The 19,508-nt window shown below is 66.0% G+C and carries 17 protein-coding genes; 7 read left to right on the forward strand and 10 right to left on the reverse strand.

Going from position 1 to position 19,508, the window contains the following annotated elements:
- Nucleotides 1-2: 2 nt before the first annotated feature.
- From ACSFBL_RS31770 to ACSFBL_RS31785, 4 genes are all read left to right on the forward strand, one after another.
- Entirely contained in the window at nucleotides 3-1,505 is a 1,503-nt protein-coding gene (locus ACSFBL_RS31770; protein WP_435519804.1) for a carboxylase, read from the forward strand.
- A 79-nt stretch (nucleotides 1,506-1,584) separates the two neighbouring features.
- A complete protein-coding gene (gene phaZ / locus ACSFBL_RS31775; RefSeq protein ID WP_435519805.1) occupies nucleotides 1,585-2,466 on the forward strand; it encodes a poly(3-hydroxyalkanoate) depolymerase in 882 nt (293 codons plus the stop codon).
- A gap of 49 nt (nucleotides 2,467-2,515) precedes the next feature.
- Nucleotides 2,516-2,980, forward strand: a complete 465-nt coding sequence (locus ACSFBL_RS31780; RefSeq protein ID WP_435519806.1) for a MaoC family dehydratase — start codon at nucleotides 2,516-2,518, stop codon at nucleotides 2,978-2,980.
- Nucleotides 2,981-3,009: 29 nt separating this feature from the next.
- Complete coding sequence (locus ACSFBL_RS31785; protein ID WP_435519807.1) at nucleotides 3,010-4,941, forward strand: alpha/beta fold hydrolase; 1,932 nt, start codon at nucleotides 3,010-3,012, stop codon at nucleotides 4,939-4,941.
- Nucleotides 4,942-5,570: 629 nt separating this feature from the next.
- Here the strand turns inward: ACSFBL_RS31785 and ACSFBL_RS31790 are convergent.
- The 8 genes from ACSFBL_RS31790 to ACSFBL_RS31825 all read right to left on the reverse strand — a co-directional run bounded on the left by ACSFBL_RS31790 (nucleotide 5,571) and on the right by ACSFBL_RS31825 (nucleotide 13,899).
- Entirely contained in the window at nucleotides 5,571-6,410 is an 840-nt protein-coding gene (locus tag ACSFBL_RS31790) for an SDR family oxidoreductase (RefSeq protein WP_435519808.1), read from the reverse strand.
- 188 nt (nucleotides 6,411-6,598) lie between these two features.
- Nucleotides 6,599-7,831, reverse strand: a complete 1,233-nt coding sequence (locus ACSFBL_RS31795; RefSeq protein WP_435519850.1) for a branched-chain amino acid ABC transporter substrate-binding protein — start codon at nucleotides 7,829-7,831, stop codon at nucleotides 6,599-6,601.
- A gap of 53 nt (nucleotides 7,832-7,884) precedes the next feature.
- Nucleotides 7,885-8,871, reverse strand: a complete 987-nt coding sequence (locus ACSFBL_RS31800; RefSeq protein ID WP_435519809.1) for a Bug family tripartite tricarboxylate transporter substrate binding protein — start codon at nucleotides 8,869-8,871, stop codon at nucleotides 7,885-7,887.
- An 81-nt stretch (nucleotides 8,872-8,952) separates the two neighbouring features.
- Nucleotides 8,953-9,567 carry a carbonic anhydrase gene (locus tag ACSFBL_RS31805; RefSeq protein ID WP_435519810.1) on the reverse strand — a complete coding sequence of 205 codons (615 nt, stop codon included), beginning with the start codon at nucleotides 9,565-9,567 and terminating at the stop codon, nucleotides 8,953-8,955.
- Nucleotides 9,568-9,618: 51 nt separating this feature from the next.
- Nucleotides 9,619-10,647, reverse strand: a complete 1,029-nt coding sequence (locus ACSFBL_RS31810) for a YeiH family protein (RefSeq protein ID WP_435519811.1) — start codon at nucleotides 10,645-10,647, stop codon at nucleotides 9,619-9,621.
- A 50-nt stretch (nucleotides 10,648-10,697) separates the two neighbouring features.
- A complete protein-coding gene (locus ACSFBL_RS31815; RefSeq protein WP_435519812.1) occupies nucleotides 10,698-12,014 on the reverse strand; it encodes an MFS transporter in 1,317 nt (438 codons plus the stop codon).
- An 86-nt stretch (nucleotides 12,015-12,100) separates the two neighbouring features.
- Complete coding sequence (locus tag ACSFBL_RS31820; RefSeq protein WP_435519813.1) at nucleotides 12,101-13,675, reverse strand: acyl-CoA carboxylase subunit beta; 1,575 nt, start codon at nucleotides 13,673-13,675, stop codon at nucleotides 12,101-12,103.
- Nucleotides 13,672-13,899, reverse strand: a complete 228-nt coding sequence (locus ACSFBL_RS31825) for a biotin/lipoyl-binding carrier protein (protein WP_435519814.1) — start codon at nucleotides 13,897-13,899, stop codon at nucleotides 13,672-13,674. The genes ACSFBL_RS31820 and ACSFBL_RS31825 overlap by 4 nt, the downstream gene beginning before the upstream one ends.
- A 153-nt stretch (nucleotides 13,900-14,052) precedes the next feature.
- Here ACSFBL_RS31825 and ACSFBL_RS31830 point away from each other — a divergent pair, with 153 nt between their 5' ends.
- The 3 genes from ACSFBL_RS31830 to ACSFBL_RS31840 are packed head-to-tail and all read left to right on the forward strand — an operon-like array spanning nucleotide 14,053 to nucleotide 17,297.
- Nucleotides 14,053-14,529 carry a Zn-ribbon domain-containing OB-fold protein gene (locus ACSFBL_RS31830; protein ID WP_435519815.1) on the forward strand — a complete coding sequence of 159 codons (477 nt, stop codon included), beginning with the start codon at nucleotides 14,053-14,055 and terminating at the stop codon, nucleotides 14,527-14,529.
- Nucleotides 14,530-14,571: 42 nt separating this feature from the next.
- Entirely contained in the window at nucleotides 14,572-16,116 is a 1,545-nt protein-coding gene (locus tag ACSFBL_RS31835) for an AMP-binding protein (RefSeq protein ID WP_435519816.1), read from the forward strand.
- 8 nt (nucleotides 16,117-16,124) lie between these two features.
- Entirely contained in the window at nucleotides 16,125-17,297 is a 1,173-nt protein-coding gene (locus tag ACSFBL_RS31840; protein ID WP_435519817.1) for an acetyl-CoA acetyltransferase, read from the forward strand.
- A 19-nt stretch (nucleotides 17,298-17,316) separates the two neighbouring features.
- Here ACSFBL_RS31840 and ACSFBL_RS31845 read toward each other — a convergent pair whose 3' ends face one another.
- Nucleotides 17,317-18,084 carry a GntR family transcriptional regulator gene (locus ACSFBL_RS31845; protein WP_435519818.1) on the reverse strand — a complete coding sequence of 256 codons (768 nt, stop codon included), beginning with the start codon at nucleotides 18,082-18,084 and terminating at the stop codon, nucleotides 17,317-17,319.
- 273 nt (nucleotides 18,085-18,357) lie between these two features.
- A complete protein-coding gene (locus ACSFBL_RS31850; RefSeq protein ID WP_435519819.1) occupies nucleotides 18,358-19,476 on the reverse strand; it encodes a DNA-binding protein in 1,119 nt (372 codons plus the stop codon).
- Nucleotides 19,477-19,508 lie beyond the last annotated feature (32 nt).

The raw sequence follows: 19,508 nt of genomic DNA on the forward strand, positions 1-19,508 counted from the left end.
CCATGCTCGACCATCTCAAGAAACTCGTCGCCGCGGAAACCGCCCGCACCGGCCAGCGCCGCACCGTCCACCTGACCGACGACACGTTGCGCGACGGCCAGCAATGCCTGTGGGCCACCCGCATGCGCACCGAGCACATGCTGCCGATCGCCGAGCGCATGGACCGCGCCGGCTTCCTCTCGATGCAGGCGATCGCGCTGGTGCAGTTCGATGCGAGCGTGCTGTTCCTGAACCAGGACCCGTTCGAGCGCATCCGGCTGCTCAGCCAGCGCATCCGCCGCACGCCCCTGCGCGCGGCCGTGCGCGGCAACCTGATGCGCGGCTTCTTTCCGGTGGCCGACGACATCACCGAGCTTTTCGTCGAACGGCAGATCGCCAACGGCATCCGCGAGATCGGCCTCTTCGACGCCCTGCTGTGCTCGGACAACCTGGCCCCGAGCATTGCCGCGGCGCATCGGCTCGGCGCCGACGTGACCTACCTGCTGGGCTACAACATCGCGCCCGGCTATGACGACGAGTTGTACGCCAGCAAGGCGCGCGAAGCCGTCGAGCGCTTCGGTGTCCGGACCATTGCACTCGCCGACGCGGCGGGCGTCTTGACCATCGAACGGGTGCGTACGCTCGTGCCGGCGATCAAGAACGCCATTGGCGACCGCGCCCGGCTGGAGTTCAACACCCACTGCCTGACCGGGCTCGGCCCGCTGCTCGCGATCGAGGCCGCCGTGCACGGCGCCGACAGCATCCTGACCGCGGTCGACCCCCTGGCCAACGGCAACTCGCTGCCGGCCGCCCAGATGATCGCGCGCAACCTGCGCGAGATCGGCTTCGACGTCGCTGTCGACGACGACCTTCTCGACGAGGTCGGCGACTACTTCGGCGCACTGGCCGAACGCGAAGGCCAACCGGTCGGCGTCCCCGCCGAGTACGAGCCCAGTCACTACGTCACGCAGTTCGCGGGCGGTGCAATGAGCAATCTCGAGTCGCAGCTCAAGCTCGCCGGCATGCCCGACAAGCTGCCTGCCGTGCTCGAGGAGATCGGACGCGTGCGCGTGGAGCTCGGCTCGCCGATCATGGTCACGCCCTATCCCGCCATCGTCTCGGCGCAGGCGGTGATGAACGTGCTCAACAACGAGCGCTACAAGGTGGTGCCGGACGAGGTGAAGAAGTACGTCTGCGGCTATTTCGGCGAGCTGCCGCTGCCGGTGGACGCGAACGTGAAGGACCGGATCATCGGCAACGGCTCGAAGGACGTGGCGCTGACGCCGCCCGCCATCGAACCGGTGCTGCCGGGCCTGCGGCAGCGCTACAAGGACATCGGCGACGACGAGCTGCTGTTGCGCTACATGTACGGCGACGAGAAGATCAACGGCCTCGGGCCGACCGCGACGGACGACCGGTTCAGTCTCCAGCACCCGGTGGTCGACCTGGTGGACGGCCTCGGGGCGCGCGAGCGCAAGGCCCAGGTGCAGTTGTCCGGCGACGGCTTCTCGCTGAGCGCGAACTGATGCGAGCCAACTCCAGCTAGGGTGAATCCTGCGTCGCACGCTGCGCGACGTCGCCCTGCACGCTCCGACAATCCGAACCATGTCTACAGTCACACTCCAACGTCTCGCCGCCGCGCGCGGTGCATTGCGCCGCACCGCCCCGGCCTCAGGACCGTTTGCCATCGAAATGATGGAACTCGGCACGCCATCGAACCCCATGCACGTGCGCGTCGGCCGCAAGCCGGGCAACGGCAAGGGCGTGCCCCTGCTGCTGTTCAACGGCATCGGCGGCAACATCGAGTTGCTGGCGCCGTTGGCAGAGAAGATGCCCGAGCGCGAGATCGTCATCTTCGACATCCCGGGCGTCGGCCAGTCCGACCTGCCGCGCTGGCCTTACCGGCTCGGCGGCATCGCGCGTCTGGCTGCTCGGATCCTCGACCGCTTCGGCATCGGCGAAGTCGACGTGCTGGGCGTCTCGTGGGGTGGCGCCGCGGCACAGGAGTTCGCCCACACCTGCCGCAAACGCTGCCGGCGACTGATCCTCTGCGCGACCGCGCCTGGCGTGGTGATGGTGCCAGCCAGCCCCAGCGTGCTGTGGAAGATGGCGACGCCCAAGCGCTACATGAACGCCGAGTACTCGCGCAGCATCAGCGGCGACATCTACGGTGGCGACTTCCGCAAGAACCCTGTGCTGGCGGTCGAACTGTTCCGTCACGTCAAGTACAAGTCGAAGCTGGGCTACTACCTGCAATTGCTGGCCGCCTCGGGCTGGACCAGCATCCACTGGCTGCCAGGCCTTCGCCAGCCCACGCTCCTGATGGCGGGTGCCGATGACCCGCTGGTGCCATTGGCCAATGCGCGGCTGATGCACAAGCTGATCCACAAGTCGGAGCTCAAGGTCTTCGACTGCGGGCACATGTTCCTGATGACTCGCGCCGATGAATCCGTCGCGGCCATCCGCGAATTCCTGGACAGGCCCTGAAGTCTTCGGGGTGCCTGGCCTTTCATCGACCTCACCAATCTCCATCGCCATGAGCACTCCCGACTTCACCTTCCAATCCCTCGCTGGCCTCATCGGCCAACGCATCGGGTCGTCGTCCTGGATCACCATCGACCAGGCCCGCATCGACGAGTTCGCTCGCTGCACCAACGACACGCAGTGGATCCACGTCGACGTGGAACGCGCCGCCAAGGAAAGCCCCTTCGGCGGCACCATCGCGCATGGCTTCCTGACCCTGTCGCTGCTCGCGCCCACGGTCTTCGATGTGCTGATCTCGCACATGCAACTCAAGCAGGCGGTGAATTACGGGCTGGACAAGATCCGGTTCATCGCGCCCGTGCGCGCCGGCAAGCGCGTGCGCAACCACATCAGCGTGGTGTCCATGGAGGACAAGGGCAACGGCCGCCATCTGCTCACGACCGAGAACACGATCGAGATCGAAGGCGAGGACAAACCCGCGCTGGTGGCGCACTCCATGGCCATGCTGATGGCCTGATCCCCGAAGAAGCACAAGGAGACAAAGACATGGCGACACGTTCATCAGCTGCCGAGAAAGCACCCGCGAGGAAGAAGACCTCCACGTCGAAGCCGGCTGCCAGGCGGGTCGCCAAGGCCGGCGTGCCGCCGGCTGCGAAGAAGTCGGCGTCGACATCCGCGCGCAAGGGCGCATCGGCCGCCGCCGCCGCGCAGAGGCCCCCGAAGAACTCGCCACCCGCGTCGGCGAAGCCGGCCAGGAGACCCGCCCGCTCGACGGCCGATCCGATCGCCGTGGTCAACGACCTCAGCGACCTGGTGGCCCGCGCCAGCGAGAACACCCTGGCGCCGAACCCGCTCCTCGGGCTGCGCGCCGCCGATTTCGCGGAGGCCACGCAATCGCTGCTCAAGCTGACGGCAGTCTCTCCGGGTGCCACGATCGGCTCGCTGGCCAAGTACGCGAAGTCCCTCGGCCAGATCGTGCAGGGCCGCTCCGAACTTGCCCCAGACGCCAAGGACCGACGCTTCGCGGACCCGGCCTGGCAGAGCAACTTCGCCTACAAGCGCCTGATGCAGAACTACCTGCTCGCGCACAACGAATTCAACAGTCTGATCGCCGGCTCCAAGCTGGGCGAGCGCGAGAAGGGGCAGGCGCAGTTCCTCACCGCGCTCGTGACCGATGCGTTGGCGCCGAGTAACTGGCTGCTGGGCAATCCCGTCGCGCTGCGCAAGGTCGTCGACACCGGCGGCGCGAGCCTCGTGAAGGGCGTCAAGAACCTCGTGAGCGACATGCGCCACAACCACATGATGCCGATGCAGGTGGACAGCACGCCGTTCAAGATCGGTGAGAACATGGCGACCTCGCCCGGCCAGGTCGTCTACCGCTGCGAGACCTTCGAGCTGATTCAGTACACGCCCACCACGCCGAAGGTGTACCAGCGCCCGCTCGTCATGGTGCCGCCCCAGGTCAACAAGTTCTATGCGGTCGACCTCGCGCCGGAGAAGAGCCTCGTCAAGTGGACGGTGGACAGCGGCGTGCAGATGTTCATGATCAGCTGGCGCAATCCCACGGCCGAGCACCGCGACTGGGGTCTCGAGCACTACGCGATGGCGGTGGACGAGGCGGTCGACGTGGCGCGCCAGATCACGGGCAGTCCCGACGTCAACATGTGGGGCTCGTGCTCGGGCGGAATGACGCTGGCGGGCTACCTGGGCTGGCTTGCAGGCATCGGCGACCGCAAGGTGGCCAACGTCTCCTGGGCGGTGTGCGTGCTCGACGGCGCCCGCGCGATGGACGACACCACGTTGGGCCTCTTCAATTCGCCCGGGGCGGTGCGCGCGGCGCGCGCGCGCTCGCGCAGCAAGGGCGTGGTGGAGGGCTCCGAAATGGCGACCATGTTCGCCTGGTTGCGGCCCAACGACCTGATCTGGAACTACTGGGTCAACAACTACCTGCTCGGCAACAAGCCACCGGCCTTCGACATCCTGGCCTGGAACGCGGACACCACGCGGCTGCCGGCGCACTTCCATTCGGACCTGCTGGACATCATCGAGAAGAATCCCTATGTCAAAGCCGGCACGATGACCATCCGAGGCGTTCCGATCGACATGTCGAAGGTGGACATCGGCGCCTATGTGATCGGCGGCATCACCGACCACATCACGCCCTGGAAAAGCTGCTATGCGACGGCGCGCGTGTTCGGCGACGACACCACCTTCGTACTGGCCAATGCGGGCCACCTTCAGAGCCTGATCAATCCGCCGGGCGCGCCCAAGGCCTTCTTCTCGAGCGGGCCGAGTCGACAGGCCGATCCCGATGAATGGGCTCGCGCTGCCATGCGCCAGGAAGGAAGCTGGTGGCCGCACTGGCGCGCCTGGATGCAGGAACGCTCGGGCCCATCGATCGCTGCGCCCGCAAAGCCGGGTTCGCGTGCCCATCGTCCGTTGTGTGCGGCGCCCGGCGAGTACGTGCTGCAGACGTAAAGATGTCCGCAATTCTCTGAGAGGAAAGCCGCTTTTCATTGGACGTCGGAGGCGTCCGGGCGGATCATGGCGTGGCATGCAATGGGATGATGGGCATGCGTTTTGTGTGCCGGCGCTGGCAGCGAAGGCAAAGGAAATGAGCGGAGCAATTTACTGCTTCGGCACGGCACGTGCGGTTCGCGATCTACCCGGAAGGCCCCTTCGTCATGCGGGTCGTCGTCGAGATCGGGGAAGACCCGCTGCGCGACCTCTTTGGCTCCTGTGGCGGGGGGACACCCCTGTGGAGGCCTATATGGTGTACGCCCCGGTCATCAACGCTCGCGCGCTGGAACGCTACCGCGAGCACCTCACCGGCCCGTGCTGCTGGAAACAGGCGATTTCGATGCCATCGAATGGATGGGAGACGCGGACGCAGGCTGAACGCCAATGCGTTCCCTCACGGGCCGCCCTGCCCGCTCCCAACGGAAGGCGATGTAGTTGTCAAACGTCCCGTTGAGCGGCCCACGCCGGCGTCGGCAATGTCATCCAGCGTGGCCGGACCGGACGGCTGGGTGAACGCAGCAGCGCCGTTTTTGCCAGACCCGCGTGTTGATCTGGGAGAGCGCCGGATCGTGAGGCCCTGGCTGAGGTCACCCCCCGGTTTCGAATCCGGGGTACAGCGTCATTCCGCCGTCGATGAACAGCGTGGTGCCAACGATGTAGTCCGTGAAGTCCGACGCCAGCCAGACCGCCGCACGGCCGATCTCCTCGATCTCCCCAATGCGCTTGTAGGGCACCAACTTCATCAGTTCAGCATAGGCTTCCGGCGTGGACCACGCGGCGGTGTTGATCGGCGTACGGATGGCGCCCGGTGCGATGGAATTGACCCGGATGCGCTTCTCCGCCACCTCCTGCGCGAGGCTCTTCATCAGCAGCATCAACCCGCCTTTGGACGCGGCGTAGTTCACATGGCCCGCCCACGGGATGACCTCGTGAACCGAGCTGGTAAAGATGATTTTGCCGGCCGCCACCGAGATGCCCGGGCGCACACCACGGCGGAGAAACTCTCGCACGGCCTCGCGCGCACACAGAAAGGCGCCGCGCAGGTTGACGTTGATGACCGCGTCCCATTGCGCGACGCTCATCTCGTGGAACGGCGCGTTGCGCTCCATCCCTGCGTTGCTCACGAGGATGTCGACGGTACCGAACTCGCGCACCGCCGCGGCGAACATGGCCTGCACTTGCGCTTCGTCGGCAACGTCGGCCTGCAAGGCGATCGCGCGCTGCCCGCCGCTTCGAATTTCCTCGGCCACGGCTTCGGCGTCTTCGGGATTGACCACATAGTTGACGATCACGTCGGCACCAGCCCTGCCAAGCGCGACCGCGATGGCGCGGCCAATGCCGGAATTGGCCCCCGTCACCAATGCAGACTGGCCCTTCAGCAAGGCATACGATTGAGGCGCCGGGATCACAGGCTCCGGCAGGTTCATCTGGGTGTAGTAACTCTGCATGGTCTTCCTTTCTTCGGCTGAACGTCCCGCAGGGGATTGCACGAAACTAGGCGGGATCGGTAAATTTCGTCAGGCCCTCACTTTGAGGAAAGCCAGTGAGCTTCCGACACGTTTCGCCATTGGGCCTCATCTCCTCATGTTCAACCAGGACTGCGTGGGGCACAGCTTCAATCCGGACGATTCATCTTGCAGGTGGTTGGCATCTCGGCCTTGCTGGCTGGAATGGTCTTCACGACACGGAAGCCGTAGCCGGACCCTTCGACGTCGAACTTCACGCCGGGCGTGCCCTGTTTGTCCATGACGCCGACGACCAGGGTCTGCTGGAACTGGTGGTCGGCCGCTCGCATGTGGCCGCTCTGGCCGGCCAGCGTGACATCGGCTTTCTCGAGCGCGCGCGCCACTGCCACCGTATCGACGCTGCCGGCGCGCTCGATCGCCTGCGCCAGCGCCTCGATCATCAACTGCATGCGCATGTGCACGTAGTCGTCCGCGGCTTTCGGGAAGCGCTCGCGGAAGGACCGGTAGAAGGCCTCGGACTGCGGCGTCGGCACGTTCGGCAGCCAGTCGGCCACCGCGACCACGCGCCCGATGCCCGCATCGCCGATGGCCGCCGGTGCGCCGAGGGCGTTGCCGTAGAAGGTATAGAAGTTGCCGTTGAAGCCGGCTTCGCGTGCGGCCTTCACGAGCAAGGTCAGGTCGTTGCCCCAGTTGCCGGTGATGACCGCCTGCGCGCCGCTCGCCAGGATCTTGCTCGCGTAAGGCGCGAAGTCCTTCACGCGGCCCATCGGGTGCAGTTCGTCGCCCACGATCTTCACGTCCGGGCGCAGCACGCCGAGCTGCCGTCTGGATTCGCGCAGCACCGCCTGCCCGAAGCTGTAGTCCTGGCCGATCAGGTAGACGCGGTTCAGCGCCTTGTTGTCCTTCAGGACATCCATCAAGGCGGTGACGCGCATGTCGGCGTGCGCATCGAAGCGGAAGTGCCAGAAGCTGCAGCGCTCGTTGGTCAGCGCCGGGTCGACCGCCGAGTAGTTCAGGAAGAGCACCCGCCGGGCCGGATCGCGTTCGTTGTTCTTTTCGATCGCATCGATCAGCGCGGCGGCCGTGGCCGACGAGTTGCCCTGCAGCACGATGCGCGCGCCGTCGTCCATCGCGGCGCGCAAGGCGGAGAGCGCCTCCTCGTTCTGGCCCTTGCTGTCGTAGCGGTCCAGCTGCAGAAAGCGCGCACCGCCCGGGAGCTTGACGCCGCCGCGCGCATTGACGCGCTCCACCGCCCACAGCAGGTTGCGGAACACGGCCTCGCCGGTGTTGGCGAAGGCGCCGCTCATGCTCTCGATCAACGCAAGGCGGATTGGCGATGAAGACGCCCCGTCGGCCGCAGAAACCGTCACCGCGCCGATCATCGCGATGATGGACGTCAATGCCGCGCGGCGCGTCAGAAGGCTTGAATTCATGATCACTCCGGCTTGAAGTCGATTGATTTCAGCACCGCACCGATGCGGTCGTAGTCGGTCCGCAGCGCTTTCGCCAGTTCGTCCGGCGTCCGCGGCTGCCCCGGTTCCAGCCCCAGGTCCTTCAAACGCTCCAGCGTCGCCGGCTGCGCCATGACCTTCAGGGCGGCTTCGCGCAGCCGGTTTTGCATCTCGGCTGGCATGTCGGGCGTCACCCACAGGCCGTTCCAGCCGACCGCCTCGAGTTGCGGGTAGCCCAGCTCGGTGAAATTCGGCACATTGGGCAGCATGGGCGAACGCTGGGGCAGGCTGACGGCGAAGGGCACGATCTTGCCGCCCTTGATCAGCGGGAGCGAGTTCGTGATTCCAGCGAACATCAACTGTACGTGCCCGCCCATCACATCGGCCAGCGCCGGAGGCGTGCCCTTGTACGCGACGTGCACCATGTCGATTCCAGCGGCCTTGTTCAGCTGCAGCCCCATCACGTGCGACACGGTGCCGGCGCTGTAGGACGCGTAGCTCACCTTGCCAGGATTGGCCTTCACGTAAGCGACCACCTGGGCCAGGTTCTTCGCCGGCAGTGACGGCGTGCCCACCATCACCAGCCCGGCGCGCGACAACTCGGCGAGCGGCTTGACCTCCTTGAACATGTCGATGCGCAGTTTGACGACATGGGGTATCTCACTGACCATCGCGTTGAGCGAAACGAGGACTGTGCTGCCGTCGTGCGGCGATTGCATGAGGTCGTTGACCGCCAGAACTCCGCCACCGCCGGGCTTCGGCTCGACGATCACCGGGCGGTCCAGTTCCTTCTGCAAGCCCTGCGCCAGCAGGCGAGACACGAGGTCGAGCGAGCCCCCGGCCGGACCGGCCGCGATGATGCGAAGGGGCTTGCCCGGCAAAGCCTGCGCGCGCGCGGCAGGAACCGCCAGCACGGCAAGGATGGCGGCCAGGGTGGCGCCGAGGTGTCGGCGGCGAAAGTGGAAAGTCATGTGTTGCTCCTGAGGTCTTCAGTGGTGTGCACGGGGGGTCGCCCGCCCCGGCAAGCACGTTCGGTGTGTGGTGATGCAGGACTAGCTGTCGAAGAACTCGACCCGGCCGGTCTCCAGCGAGTATTCGGCGCCGACCACGCGCAGTTGGCCAAGGTCGATCAGGCGCTCCAGGAGCTTCGATCCACGGCGCAGTTGCTCGACCGACTGCTGCACATTCGCCCGGACGCTCTTGCGGATCAGCGTCTCCCGGTCGTAGCCGAGTTCCGGCGCGAGCAGGCCGGCGACGGCTGGTTCGATGCGTTCGGCCACGAAGCGCATGTGCGGGGAGCGAGCCTCGGCGGGCCGGCGCAACCGCTCCAGCGTTCCCAGGATCGCGCCGCAGTGCGTGTGGCCCAGCACCACGACCAGCGGCGTGCCGAATGCCTCGGCAGCGAACTCGACACTGCCCAATTGCGAAGGGGCGACGATGTTGCCGGCAACGCGGATGACGAACAGATCGCCCAGGTCCTGGTCGAACACGATCTCGACCGGCACGCGTGAATCGGAACAGCCCAGGATGATCGCGAACGGGCTTTGCTTGAAATTGGTCCTGGCGCGTCGCATGCGCTGCATGAACCGCTCGCCGCTGTGGACTTCCGACGCAAAGCGCTCGTTGCCTTCCTGAAGTTGCTGCAGTGCTTCCTGTGAATTCATCATGAACGTCACCCTCTGGCCTTTCTTCATAGAGAAAATCTGATCCTGGCCGCCTTAGCGAGCCAGGAAGATGAATGCGACCACGAGGATCGCCAGGAAGGCCGTCTCGCTAACCATCAGCAGGATCGGCTTCAACCCGACCGTGGCGAAGTCCTTCAGGTGCGACTTCATGCCGATGGCCGCCATCGAGATGACCAGCAGCCAGGTCGACAGCGTCTGAAGCGCTTGCTGCAGCGCCGCAGGAATCAGGCCGGCGCTGTTGATGGCGACGAGCAGTGCGAAAGCGACGACGAACCAGGGCAGCAACGGCGGCTTCTTCGAGCCGGCCGGGCCCGCGACGTGGTGCTTTCGGTACGACAGCGTGATGACGAGGATCACCGGCAGCAGCATCGCGACGCGCAGCAGCTTCACGATCGTCGCAACGTCGCCGGTCTCCTTCGACATGCCGTAGCCCGCGCCGACGACCTGCGCCACGTCGTGGATCGTCCCGCCCAGGAAGATGCCAGCGTGTTCGCTGCCGAAGCCGAGCGCCGTGACGATCATCGGGTAGAGCACCATCGCGGCGGTGGATAGGGTGCTGACGCCGATGACCGTGAAGATCGTGGCACGCTCCTTCACGTTGTCGTCCTGGTGCGCCGGCATGACGGCGGCGATCGCCATCGCCGCCGAGGCGCCGCAGATGCCGACGGCGCCGCCCGTCAGGACGCCGAACCGGTTGCGATAGCCGAGCATCTTCGCCAGCACGATGCCGAAGCCGATGGTCAGCGCCACCGACAGCACGACCATCGCGATGGGCATGGCCCCGAGGGCCGTGATCTGCGCCAGGGTGATGCGCACGCCGAGGAGCGCCACGCCGATGCGCAGCAGCGTGCTTGCGGAGAACTGGATGCCCGGAACGCACCGGCCCTCGGTCGAGAGGAAGTTCAGTGCCATGCCGAGCAGCAAGGCGAAGAGCATCGCCGACACGTGGTAATGCTCAGCCAGCGAGATGGCGGCCGCCGCGACCACCACCGACATCAGGATGCCGTGGAAATTCGTGCGGGCGGGCTCGCGCCAGCGGGTCAGCGTCAGGGAGAGATTCATGGGAATGTGCCTGCGGTAGGAGTTGCGTTGAAAGGTCGTGCGGGGCGCGTTCAGGCCACTTCCGGCGTGCTTCTGGTCCGGTTGCGCGCCGCGTCGGCCTCATAGCCGCGCGAGACCAGGATGAAGAAGATCGCCGCTACCACCGCCAGCACCGGGGTCACGGTCAGGGCGACCTTCAGGCCGAAGAGGTCCGAGAGCACCCCGACGATGATCGGACCCGGCGCGAGGCCGATCAGGTTGTTGGCCAGGGTCATCGTCGCCGTCACCGTCGCGCGCACACCGGGGTGCGTCACATCGCAAACGATGGCACCCGAACAGCCTCCGTGCGCGGCGGCGAACAACGCGCCGAGAAAGACCAGGCCCAGTCCCAACGGACCGGGCGGCAGTGCGAACGCAATGATCAGGATCACTGCGGTCAGCACCGAATACGCCGCCGGCACCAGGGCCCGGCGACGTGGGTGATTGCGGCTCAACCGGTCGGCCATGCCGCCGCCGAAGATCATGCCGATGCCCGAGGCCAACACCGCCACGCCGGCCATCATCGCGGCCTTCTTCACGTCCATGCCGTAGAAGCGGATGAAGAAGGTCGGAAGCCATGCAATCAGCATCGCCGGCATTGCCATTTGCAGGCCGCTCGCGAGGTAGGCAAAGTTGCCCGAGCGGGCGGCAAACACTTCACGCGCAATCCGGGCGATGCTCAATCGTTGCGGGGCAGCATTGCCCTGGCTCTCGGGGGTCAAGGCGACCGTCTTGTAGTCGCGCACGACGAAGGGATAGATCAAGGCCAGCAAGAGGCCCGGCGCCCCAACAACGAAGAAGGCCATGCGCCAGCCCGCCTGGGCCGCGACGGCGCCTCCGAGGACCACGCCGAGCACCGAGCCGAACAGGCTCGCGGACAGGAAGGCTCCCAATACGGCGGCGCGCTGCTTCACGGGAAAAACATGCACGAGCAGCGCGGCCCCCGCGGCACCATAGGCCGCCTCGCCCAGACCCACGAACGCCCGCGCCCAAAGCAACTGCCCGTAGCTTTGCGCCAGCCCGCAGGCCACGGTCGCGAGGCACCACACGAAAGCCATCAGCGTGATGCTCTTGACCCGTCCCCAGCGATCGGCGACCAGCGAGATCGGCACCGTCAACAAGCCGACCACCAGCGAGACGACGCTCACCAGCATGGCGAGTTGCGAGTCCAGCAGACCCCACTCGGCCTTGAGGGCCGGCATGACCGCGCCAATGACCTGGCGCGACAGGTAGTCGGACAGCATCAGGCCGAAGGTGAGCGCGAAGACCGCCCACGCGTACACGCGCGACGTGCGGGCCGGGTCGGTGGAAAGGGGGATGGCGACATTGGCCGGGAGGGAGGGATTCATGGCAGTTGTCTCTGGGGTTGTCTCTGGGGTTGTCTCTGGGGTTGTCTCTCGGGGTTGTCTCTTGCTGGCGCGGGTGCGCAATGCGCTCAGATATAGGTCGGCCACGAGCGCATCTCGTGCTGGCCGATGCCGCCGTCGCGCTCGCGGCGGTGCGTAGCCAGCGCGCCGATCAGCCAGGTGCGGGTCTGCTGCGGGGCGATCACCGACTGCACGCCGAAGGCGCCGGCCAGTGCGTAGGCCGAGGTGTCGCGCGCCAGTTCGGACTTCAGCTGATCGAAGCGCTCGGGGTCATCCTCGCGCTTGATGCCGTGCAGCACGCTGACCCCGATCTGCGGATCCATGAAGCTGGCGTCGGCGCTGGTCCAGGCCGCCACTTCATCGCTGTTGCGGCCGCCGCCCATGTTGATGTAGGCTTGGCCGTAGCTCTTGCGCAGGATCACCGACAGCTTGGGCACGCTGCACAGTTGCACGGCATGGATCATGTTCATGATGTGCGCCGGCGCGGCCTTGCGCTCGCCTTCGATGCCCACCAGGAAGCCCGGTGTGTCGACCAGGAAGAGGATGGGGATGTTGAAGGAATCGCACATCACCAGGAACGCAGTGACCTTGCGGCAGGCTTCGGGATCCATTGCGCCGCCCTTGAACATCGGATTCGACGCGACGATGCCCACGCTCTCGCCGTTCAGCCGCGCCAGTCCGGTCACGGCGGCGCGACCGAAGCGGTCTTTCAGATTAAAGAAGCTGCCTTCGTCGACGATGCCGGCGATGACCTTGCGCATGTCGTAGGTCTTGCTGCGCGCGGAAGGCACGAGTTCGAGCAACTTGTTTGCGTCGGGCGCGACGGCTTCGACGGCCGGGAGGCTCGGCGGCCGGGCACCCGCATGCGACGGCAGGTAGCTGAGAAAGCGGCGGATCTCCGCCAACGCTTCCGCGTCGCTGCCGACGACCCTGTCCACCAGGCCGGTCTGCTCGGCGTGCAGCTTCCATCCACCCAGCTCTTCGGGATCCACGGTTTCGCCGATCGCGAGAGAGGTGACTCTTGCGCTCGACACCGCGAGGAAAGCGCCCTTGCGCATCACGACGAAGTCGGACAGGCAGGTGTACCAGGTCGATGAGCCCAGACACGGGCCGAGCACCGCGCTGACCCAGGGGATTTCTCGGCGGCGGCAATACTGCTGCGGGTCCTGCCCGGCCGAAGCCATGGCCTCGGCGCCCAGGCTGTCGGGCACTCGCGAGCCGCTCGATTCGCCCAGGAAGACCAGCGGCATCCCATTGCGGGTGGCCGTTTCCTTGAGGCGTGCGATCTTGCGCATGTTGATGGCCGAGGACGATGCGCCCATGACTGTCATGTCGTTCGAAACCACCGCCACCCGCCGCCTCTCGATGCGACCGGTTCCAGTGATCTTGGCGTCGGCCGGCGAGCTGTCGCGATCGGCGGGGAGGACCGAGACGGCGAGCATGCCGGTCTCGCTGAACGAACCCGCGTCGACCAAATGGTCGATGCGCTCGCGGGCGTTGAGGTGGCCGCTGGCGCGGCGCTTGGCGAGCTTGGCCTCACCACCCATCGCGAGGGCAGCGCCGACGCGGGCGTCGAGGTGGGCGCGCTGGTCTTCGTAGCTGGAGGGCGCTGTCAAGGAGACACTGGTGTTCACGGCGCTCATGCCTCTTCGAAGACCGCGATTTCCTGGCCCTCGCGTACGGGAGCGCCCTCGGCGATGAGCAGCTCGACCACCCGGCCGGCCTCAGGGGCAATGACCGGAATTTCCATTTTCATGGATTCGAGAACCATGATGGTGTCGTCGGCCTGAAGGACGTCGCCGGGCTTCACCAGGATCTTCCAGACGGTGCCGGTGATTTCGGAGCGGATTTTTGTCTCAGTGGTCATGTGTGCCTCTGGGTTGCAGCGGAGTGCCGATAGACGAACTTTACTCGACATTAAGATTGTTGACAAGTTGAATGTGCCCATGATTAAATCGGGGCATTGCAGCAAAGTGCTGCGCCAACGAGGCGGCACACCCGTCCGAACGGAGACAATCCCATGGCCCTGACCGCAAGCGAAACAGAGGAAAAGCCGACGAACCCGACCCTGGCGCGGCCCGTGCCGATCCCCACTGCCGAGACCGCCCAGTACTGGGACGCGGCGCTCGAAGGCACGCTCAAAATCCAGTACTGCCGTGCCTGCGCGCGCCACCAGTTCTATCCGCGCCGCTTCTGCACGCAATGCCTGTCGGAAGAGATCGAATGGGTCAAGGCCAGCGGCTTCGGGCACGTCTACACCTATACCGTGTGCCACGTAGCGGGCCACCCGGCGTTCGAAACGCGAGTTCCCTATGCGATCGGGATGATCGAACTCGACGAGGGCGTGCGCATGCTCGCGGGCGTCGTCGCCTCCGACCTGGATCAGCTCGCGATCGGCGCGCGCGTGCAGGTGTGCTTCGAGCGCGCGAGCACCGAGATCGCCCTGCCGATGTTCCGGCTCACGGGGGCCGATCCGGCCGATCAGGCCAATCCCTGACAGCGCGGCCACGCAAACCATCACCGAATACTGGAGACAACAATGATCATTGATTCTTTCGACGCCGGCGTCACGGCCTTCCCCGACCGCGTCTTCGTCCAGGGCGGCGACGTGAAGATGAGCTACAGCGAGGCCGAAGGCGCATCGCACGCTGTCGCCACCGCATTGGTGCGCGACGTGCAGCCGGGCACCCATGTCGGTGTGCTGTCGCCCAATCACCCGATGGTCCTGCCGGCCATGCTCGGCGTGATGCGCAGCGGCGCGGTTTTCGTGCCGCTCAACGCACGAGATCCCATCGAGGACATCATCTGGTTCGCCAGCTTCTGCGAAATCGCGGTGCTGATCTGCCACTCGCAGTACGCGCCACACCTTGAACGCCTGAAAAAGGAGATCCCCACGCTCAAGCGCATCATCGGCCTGACGGAGCCGCTGGAGCAGGACGGCGACGACATTGCGCAGTGGGTGAAGAACTTCGCCGGCCAGCGCGTGACCGTGCGGCGCGAAGCCGATGACATCGCGCTCATCAAGTCGTCCGGCGGGACCACCGGACGGCCGAAGGCGATCATGCAGAGCCATCGCTCGCTCGAGACGGCCTACCGAATCACCAACCAGTTCACGCCACCGCGCAAGGACCCGGTGCACCTGGTCGTGGCACCGCTGACGCACGCCGCGGGCGCCACGATGGTTGCGCTGGCCCGTTTCGGCACTCGCAACGTCATCGCTGCCTCGGCCGACCCGGCCGTGATCCTGGAGGCGATCGAGCGCGAGCGCGTGACGCACATCTTCCTGCCGCCGACCATGATCTATCGCTTGCTCGCCCACCCCGATGCGGCCACGCGCGACTGTTCTTCGCTGGAGTACGTTCTCTACGGCGCCGCGCCGATGTCGGTCGACAAGCTGCGCGAAGGCATTGCCCGGTGGGGTCAGGTGTTCATGCAGAGCTACGGCCAGTCGGAAGTGCCGGGTGTCATCACCTGCCTCTCGCGCAAGGACCATTTCGTGCACAACGACCCCGAACTCGACAAGCACCTCGCCTCCGCCGGACGGCCTTCCGGCGCCTGCGAAGTGGCATTGATGGACGATGACGGCAACATCGTGGGCATCGGCGAGCGCGGCGAGATCGTCGCGCGCGGCGACCTGGTTTCGCCCGGCTACTACAACAACCCCGAAGCCACCGCCGAGGCGCGTGCGTTCGGCTGGCATCACACGGGGGACATCGGCGTGTTCGACGAGAACGGCTTCCTTTATGTAGTGGACCGGAAGAAAGACATGGTGATCTCTGGCGGATTCAACATCTATCCGAGCGAGATCGAGCAGGTGATCTGGGGCCATCCCTCCGTGCAGGACTGCGTCGTGGTCGGCGTGCCCGACGCCGACTGGGGCGAACGCCTCACCGCAGTGGTCGAACTCAAGCAAGGCACCAGCGCAACGGCCGAGGAGATCATCGACATGTGCAAGAAACGCTTCGGCAGCCTGAAGACGCCCAAGCAGGTCGAGTTCTGGACGACGCTGCCACGCAGCCCCGTCGGCAAGGTGCTCAAGAAGGACGTTCGCGCGCAACTTGCCGCCGAATCGGCACGGGTCTAGGGACAGCCATGGACCCCAAGGCTCTGAGTGGGCGCTACGCCATTGCCGGCGTCGGCGAGGCCGGCATGGGCAAGGCCCAGGCCGGAGACACTGCCCTGTCATTGCAATGCGAGGCGGCTCGGCAGGCGATCCTCGATGCCGGGCTGAAGCCCGGCGACATCGACGGCGTGTTCGCCCACTGGGACGATCGCGCGGCCGGACTCCTCGTCACGGAGTACATGGGCCTGAAGCCGAGCTACGTCGACAGCACCGTCGTCGGCGGCCAGTCGAACCTCACCCACGTCGCGCATGCGATGGCGGCGATGGAGGCGGGTCTGTGCAATGCGGCACTGATCACCTACGGCAGCACGCAGCGCCTGGATCGCAGCCGCTCCCGCGGGGGACACGCGCAGGATGCGCGCATGCCGCCCGGGCAGTTCATTCAGCCCTACGGCATGCTGAGCCCGATCGGCTTCTACGCGATGCAGGCTCGGCTGCACATGCACCGCTACGGCACGCGCGCCGAGGACCTGGGCGAAGTCGCGCTGGCGGCGAGGCGCTGGGCGCAGCTCAATCCGAGCGCCATCGCGCGCTCGCCGCTCTCAATGGAGGACTACCTGGCCGCGCCCATGATCGCCGACCCGCTGCGCAAGTTCGACATCTGCCAAGTCACGGACAGCGCCGGCGCGATCGTGCTGGTGCGGGCCGAACGCGCCCGGGACCTCGCCCGCCCGCCGGTGCTCGTGCAGGGATTTGCCGAGCAGTACATCCAGCACGCCACGCCCTTCGGCACCGACGACTGGATCGACAACGGCGTGCTCGCCGAGATGGGCCGTCTGGCGATGGCGCGGGCCGACCTGCGCCATTCCGACATCGACCTCGTGCAGATCTATGACGCTTTCACGATCAACGTGCTCGTCGGCCTCGAGGCGCTGGGATTCTGCGAGCGCGGCGAGAGCGGCGACTTCGTGCGGGGCGGGCGCATCGCGCCGGGCGGCGCGTTTCCGATGAACACATCGGGCGGCGGACTCTCCTTCAACCACGGCGGCATGTTCGGCATGCCGCTGATGATCGAGTCGGTGCGCCAGTTGCGCGGCGAATGCGGCGAGCGTCAGGTGCCGGAGGCACGCAACTGCCTGATGCAGGCGGGCGGGCTCGTGATGTCGGCCTATATGGTGATGGTCCTCGGCCTGGGCGACTAGCCGAGGGCCGCGGACCTTCTCAAGCGTTGCCGGGGGCCTGGCGCGCTTCGAGTTGCTTGATCGCCTCGCGCTTCGAATCCTCGACCAGCTTTTCGGTCGCTTCGGCGGCGACGTCCACGTTGCCGGCCTTCAGCGCCTTCTGCATGGCGCGCCAGTTGCGCGCCGACTCCTTGCGCCGCGCCGGCGTGGCGAGGCCGAGTTGGGTATATCGCAAGGTCTGCCGCGACAGGGAGGCCAGGATCTCGGCCAAGCGCTCATTGCTGCAAGCCTCGCGCAACGCGCGGCTGAGGCTGAACGATGTCTGGAAGTAGTCGGCAGCGCCGTCCGGGTCCTGGGCCAGGGCGTCGAGCGCGCGAACGTCGGCGTCGATCGCCGCCGCCAAGCGTGCGGCCTCCTCGACCGAGAGCCGGGCGACCATCGTGCCGGACAATTTGCGTCGGATCTCGAAGATGTCGGCGACTTCCTTGATCGAGAGCTGCGTGACGTGGGCGCCGCGATTGGGCAGGATGCGCACGACCGAGTCCTTCTCGAGGATGCGCAAGGCTTCGCGCACAGGGCCACGGCTGACCTCGAACTGCTCCGCGAGCGCTTCCTCGCGAATGCGCTCGCCTGGGGCGTACTCGCCGTTGGCAATGGAGGTGAAGATCAGCTCCGCGATCTGCTCGGGAAGTGTCTGGAGTTGCCGCAGGCTGGATTTGGTGCGCGCCGGTGCCTCGGCGTCCGTGCGGCCGGGTTCGCCGTCGGCGCTCGCTTTCTTCGGGACGTTGGTGGAAGTCTTGGTCGTCATTCGAACGCTTTCGGGTGTCGTGGTCGGATTGTCAACAAACGACATGTCGCTATGTCATTAAACCACAACCATCTTGCCTTGATGCTTGAACTGACCCCCAAACTTGGACGAATCTAGGGAAACGGGATGATGAGGTACACAGACAAGCAGGAGCTCGACGCAGTCAAGGCGTACAGGAAAGGAGGCGGCGGCTTACTCGCGACGGCAGCAGCCCAGGGCGTGAACGTGGCGTCGTTGCGCAAATGGGTCGCTGGCTACGACTCTCTGGGCGGCTCAGTCGTCGTTTGGTTGCCTTCTGCTCTTCGCCGCCCGGCTAGTCTGAGGCTTCTTATTCGCCAACGCGCGACGCGCTTCGAGTTGCCGCAGAGCAGCAGCCGTCGCCTCCTGGCTTTCGCGTAGCTGTGCGCTTTCGCGCTCCGACTGCTGCTGTTGGTGCTGCAGCTGTGCGGCAAGGTCCGTCGCACGCTGCTCTGCCCCGGCAGCTCGCTCTCGAAGGGTGGCAAGTTCGACTTGGACTTCCTGCTGCTTGCGGGACCACGTGGCAACTGCATCGCTGTGCGCGGCCTTCTCGGCTTGGAGCGCCTGCCTGGCTGCTTGCTCGGCGCCGCGGGCGGCCTCGAGATCTACAGCATTGGACTTCTGCGCTTTTGCCAAGTCAGTGGCCGCCTGGCGCGCGGCGACCCGCTCGCGATCGACGTCGGCGAGAAGCCGGCGTTCATGTGTCACATGGCGCTGCTCTGCTTCCTTCGCGTCGCGGTGCGCAGCGCCAAGTTCCATGGCGGACTTCTCACGTAGGGCTTCCTTGCTGGCCACTGCCTCCTCCAGGGCTTTTCGCAGGCTTCGCACGTCGGCCTCGTAGGCAGCGAGCAGGCGAGCGGATTCCTGCTGCTGCGTGTGCATCTGGGCCTCCATGGCCGTGACTGCCTGGCGGGAGGATGCAAGCGCTTCATCAAGCGCGACGCGGGCCTGCTCGAACGAGGCCTGGCGCTGCCGAAGGTCTGCTTCTCTTTCGGTCAGGGCACCGCGCTCGAGCTCAAGTTCGCGGCGCGCGGCCTCGGTCCTCTGGACCTGCACTTGGTCCGCTTCCCGACGAGCGACCTCCCAGAACTGTTGGGCGGCCTGCACGATCGCCAGGGGAAGCTTTTGCCCCTCGCCTTCGGCCGCGATGCTGCTGCGTCCCGCCAGCCGTTTGCCAAGGGTGGCGAACCACCGCTCGAGCATGGGGCTCACGGTGTTGGGCGACCCGCTGCCGATCTTCTGCCGCACGCGCTCGATCGTCGGGCGCAGCCCTTCGTGCAACAGCGCGTCCGCGGCTTCCCAGACTTGCGCCTCCTGGATCCCGCGGCCGCCGGTGCGCGGCTGGAATTCAACGCTCGAACTTCTGGAATCCATGCTCTGCTCCTCTTGCCCTGTTTACTTTCGAT

It is taken from the genome of Variovorax glacialis, assembly GCF_051216375.1.
Classification (GTDB): domain Bacteria; phylum Pseudomonadota; class Gammaproteobacteria; order Burkholderiales; family Burkholderiaceae_C; genus Variovorax.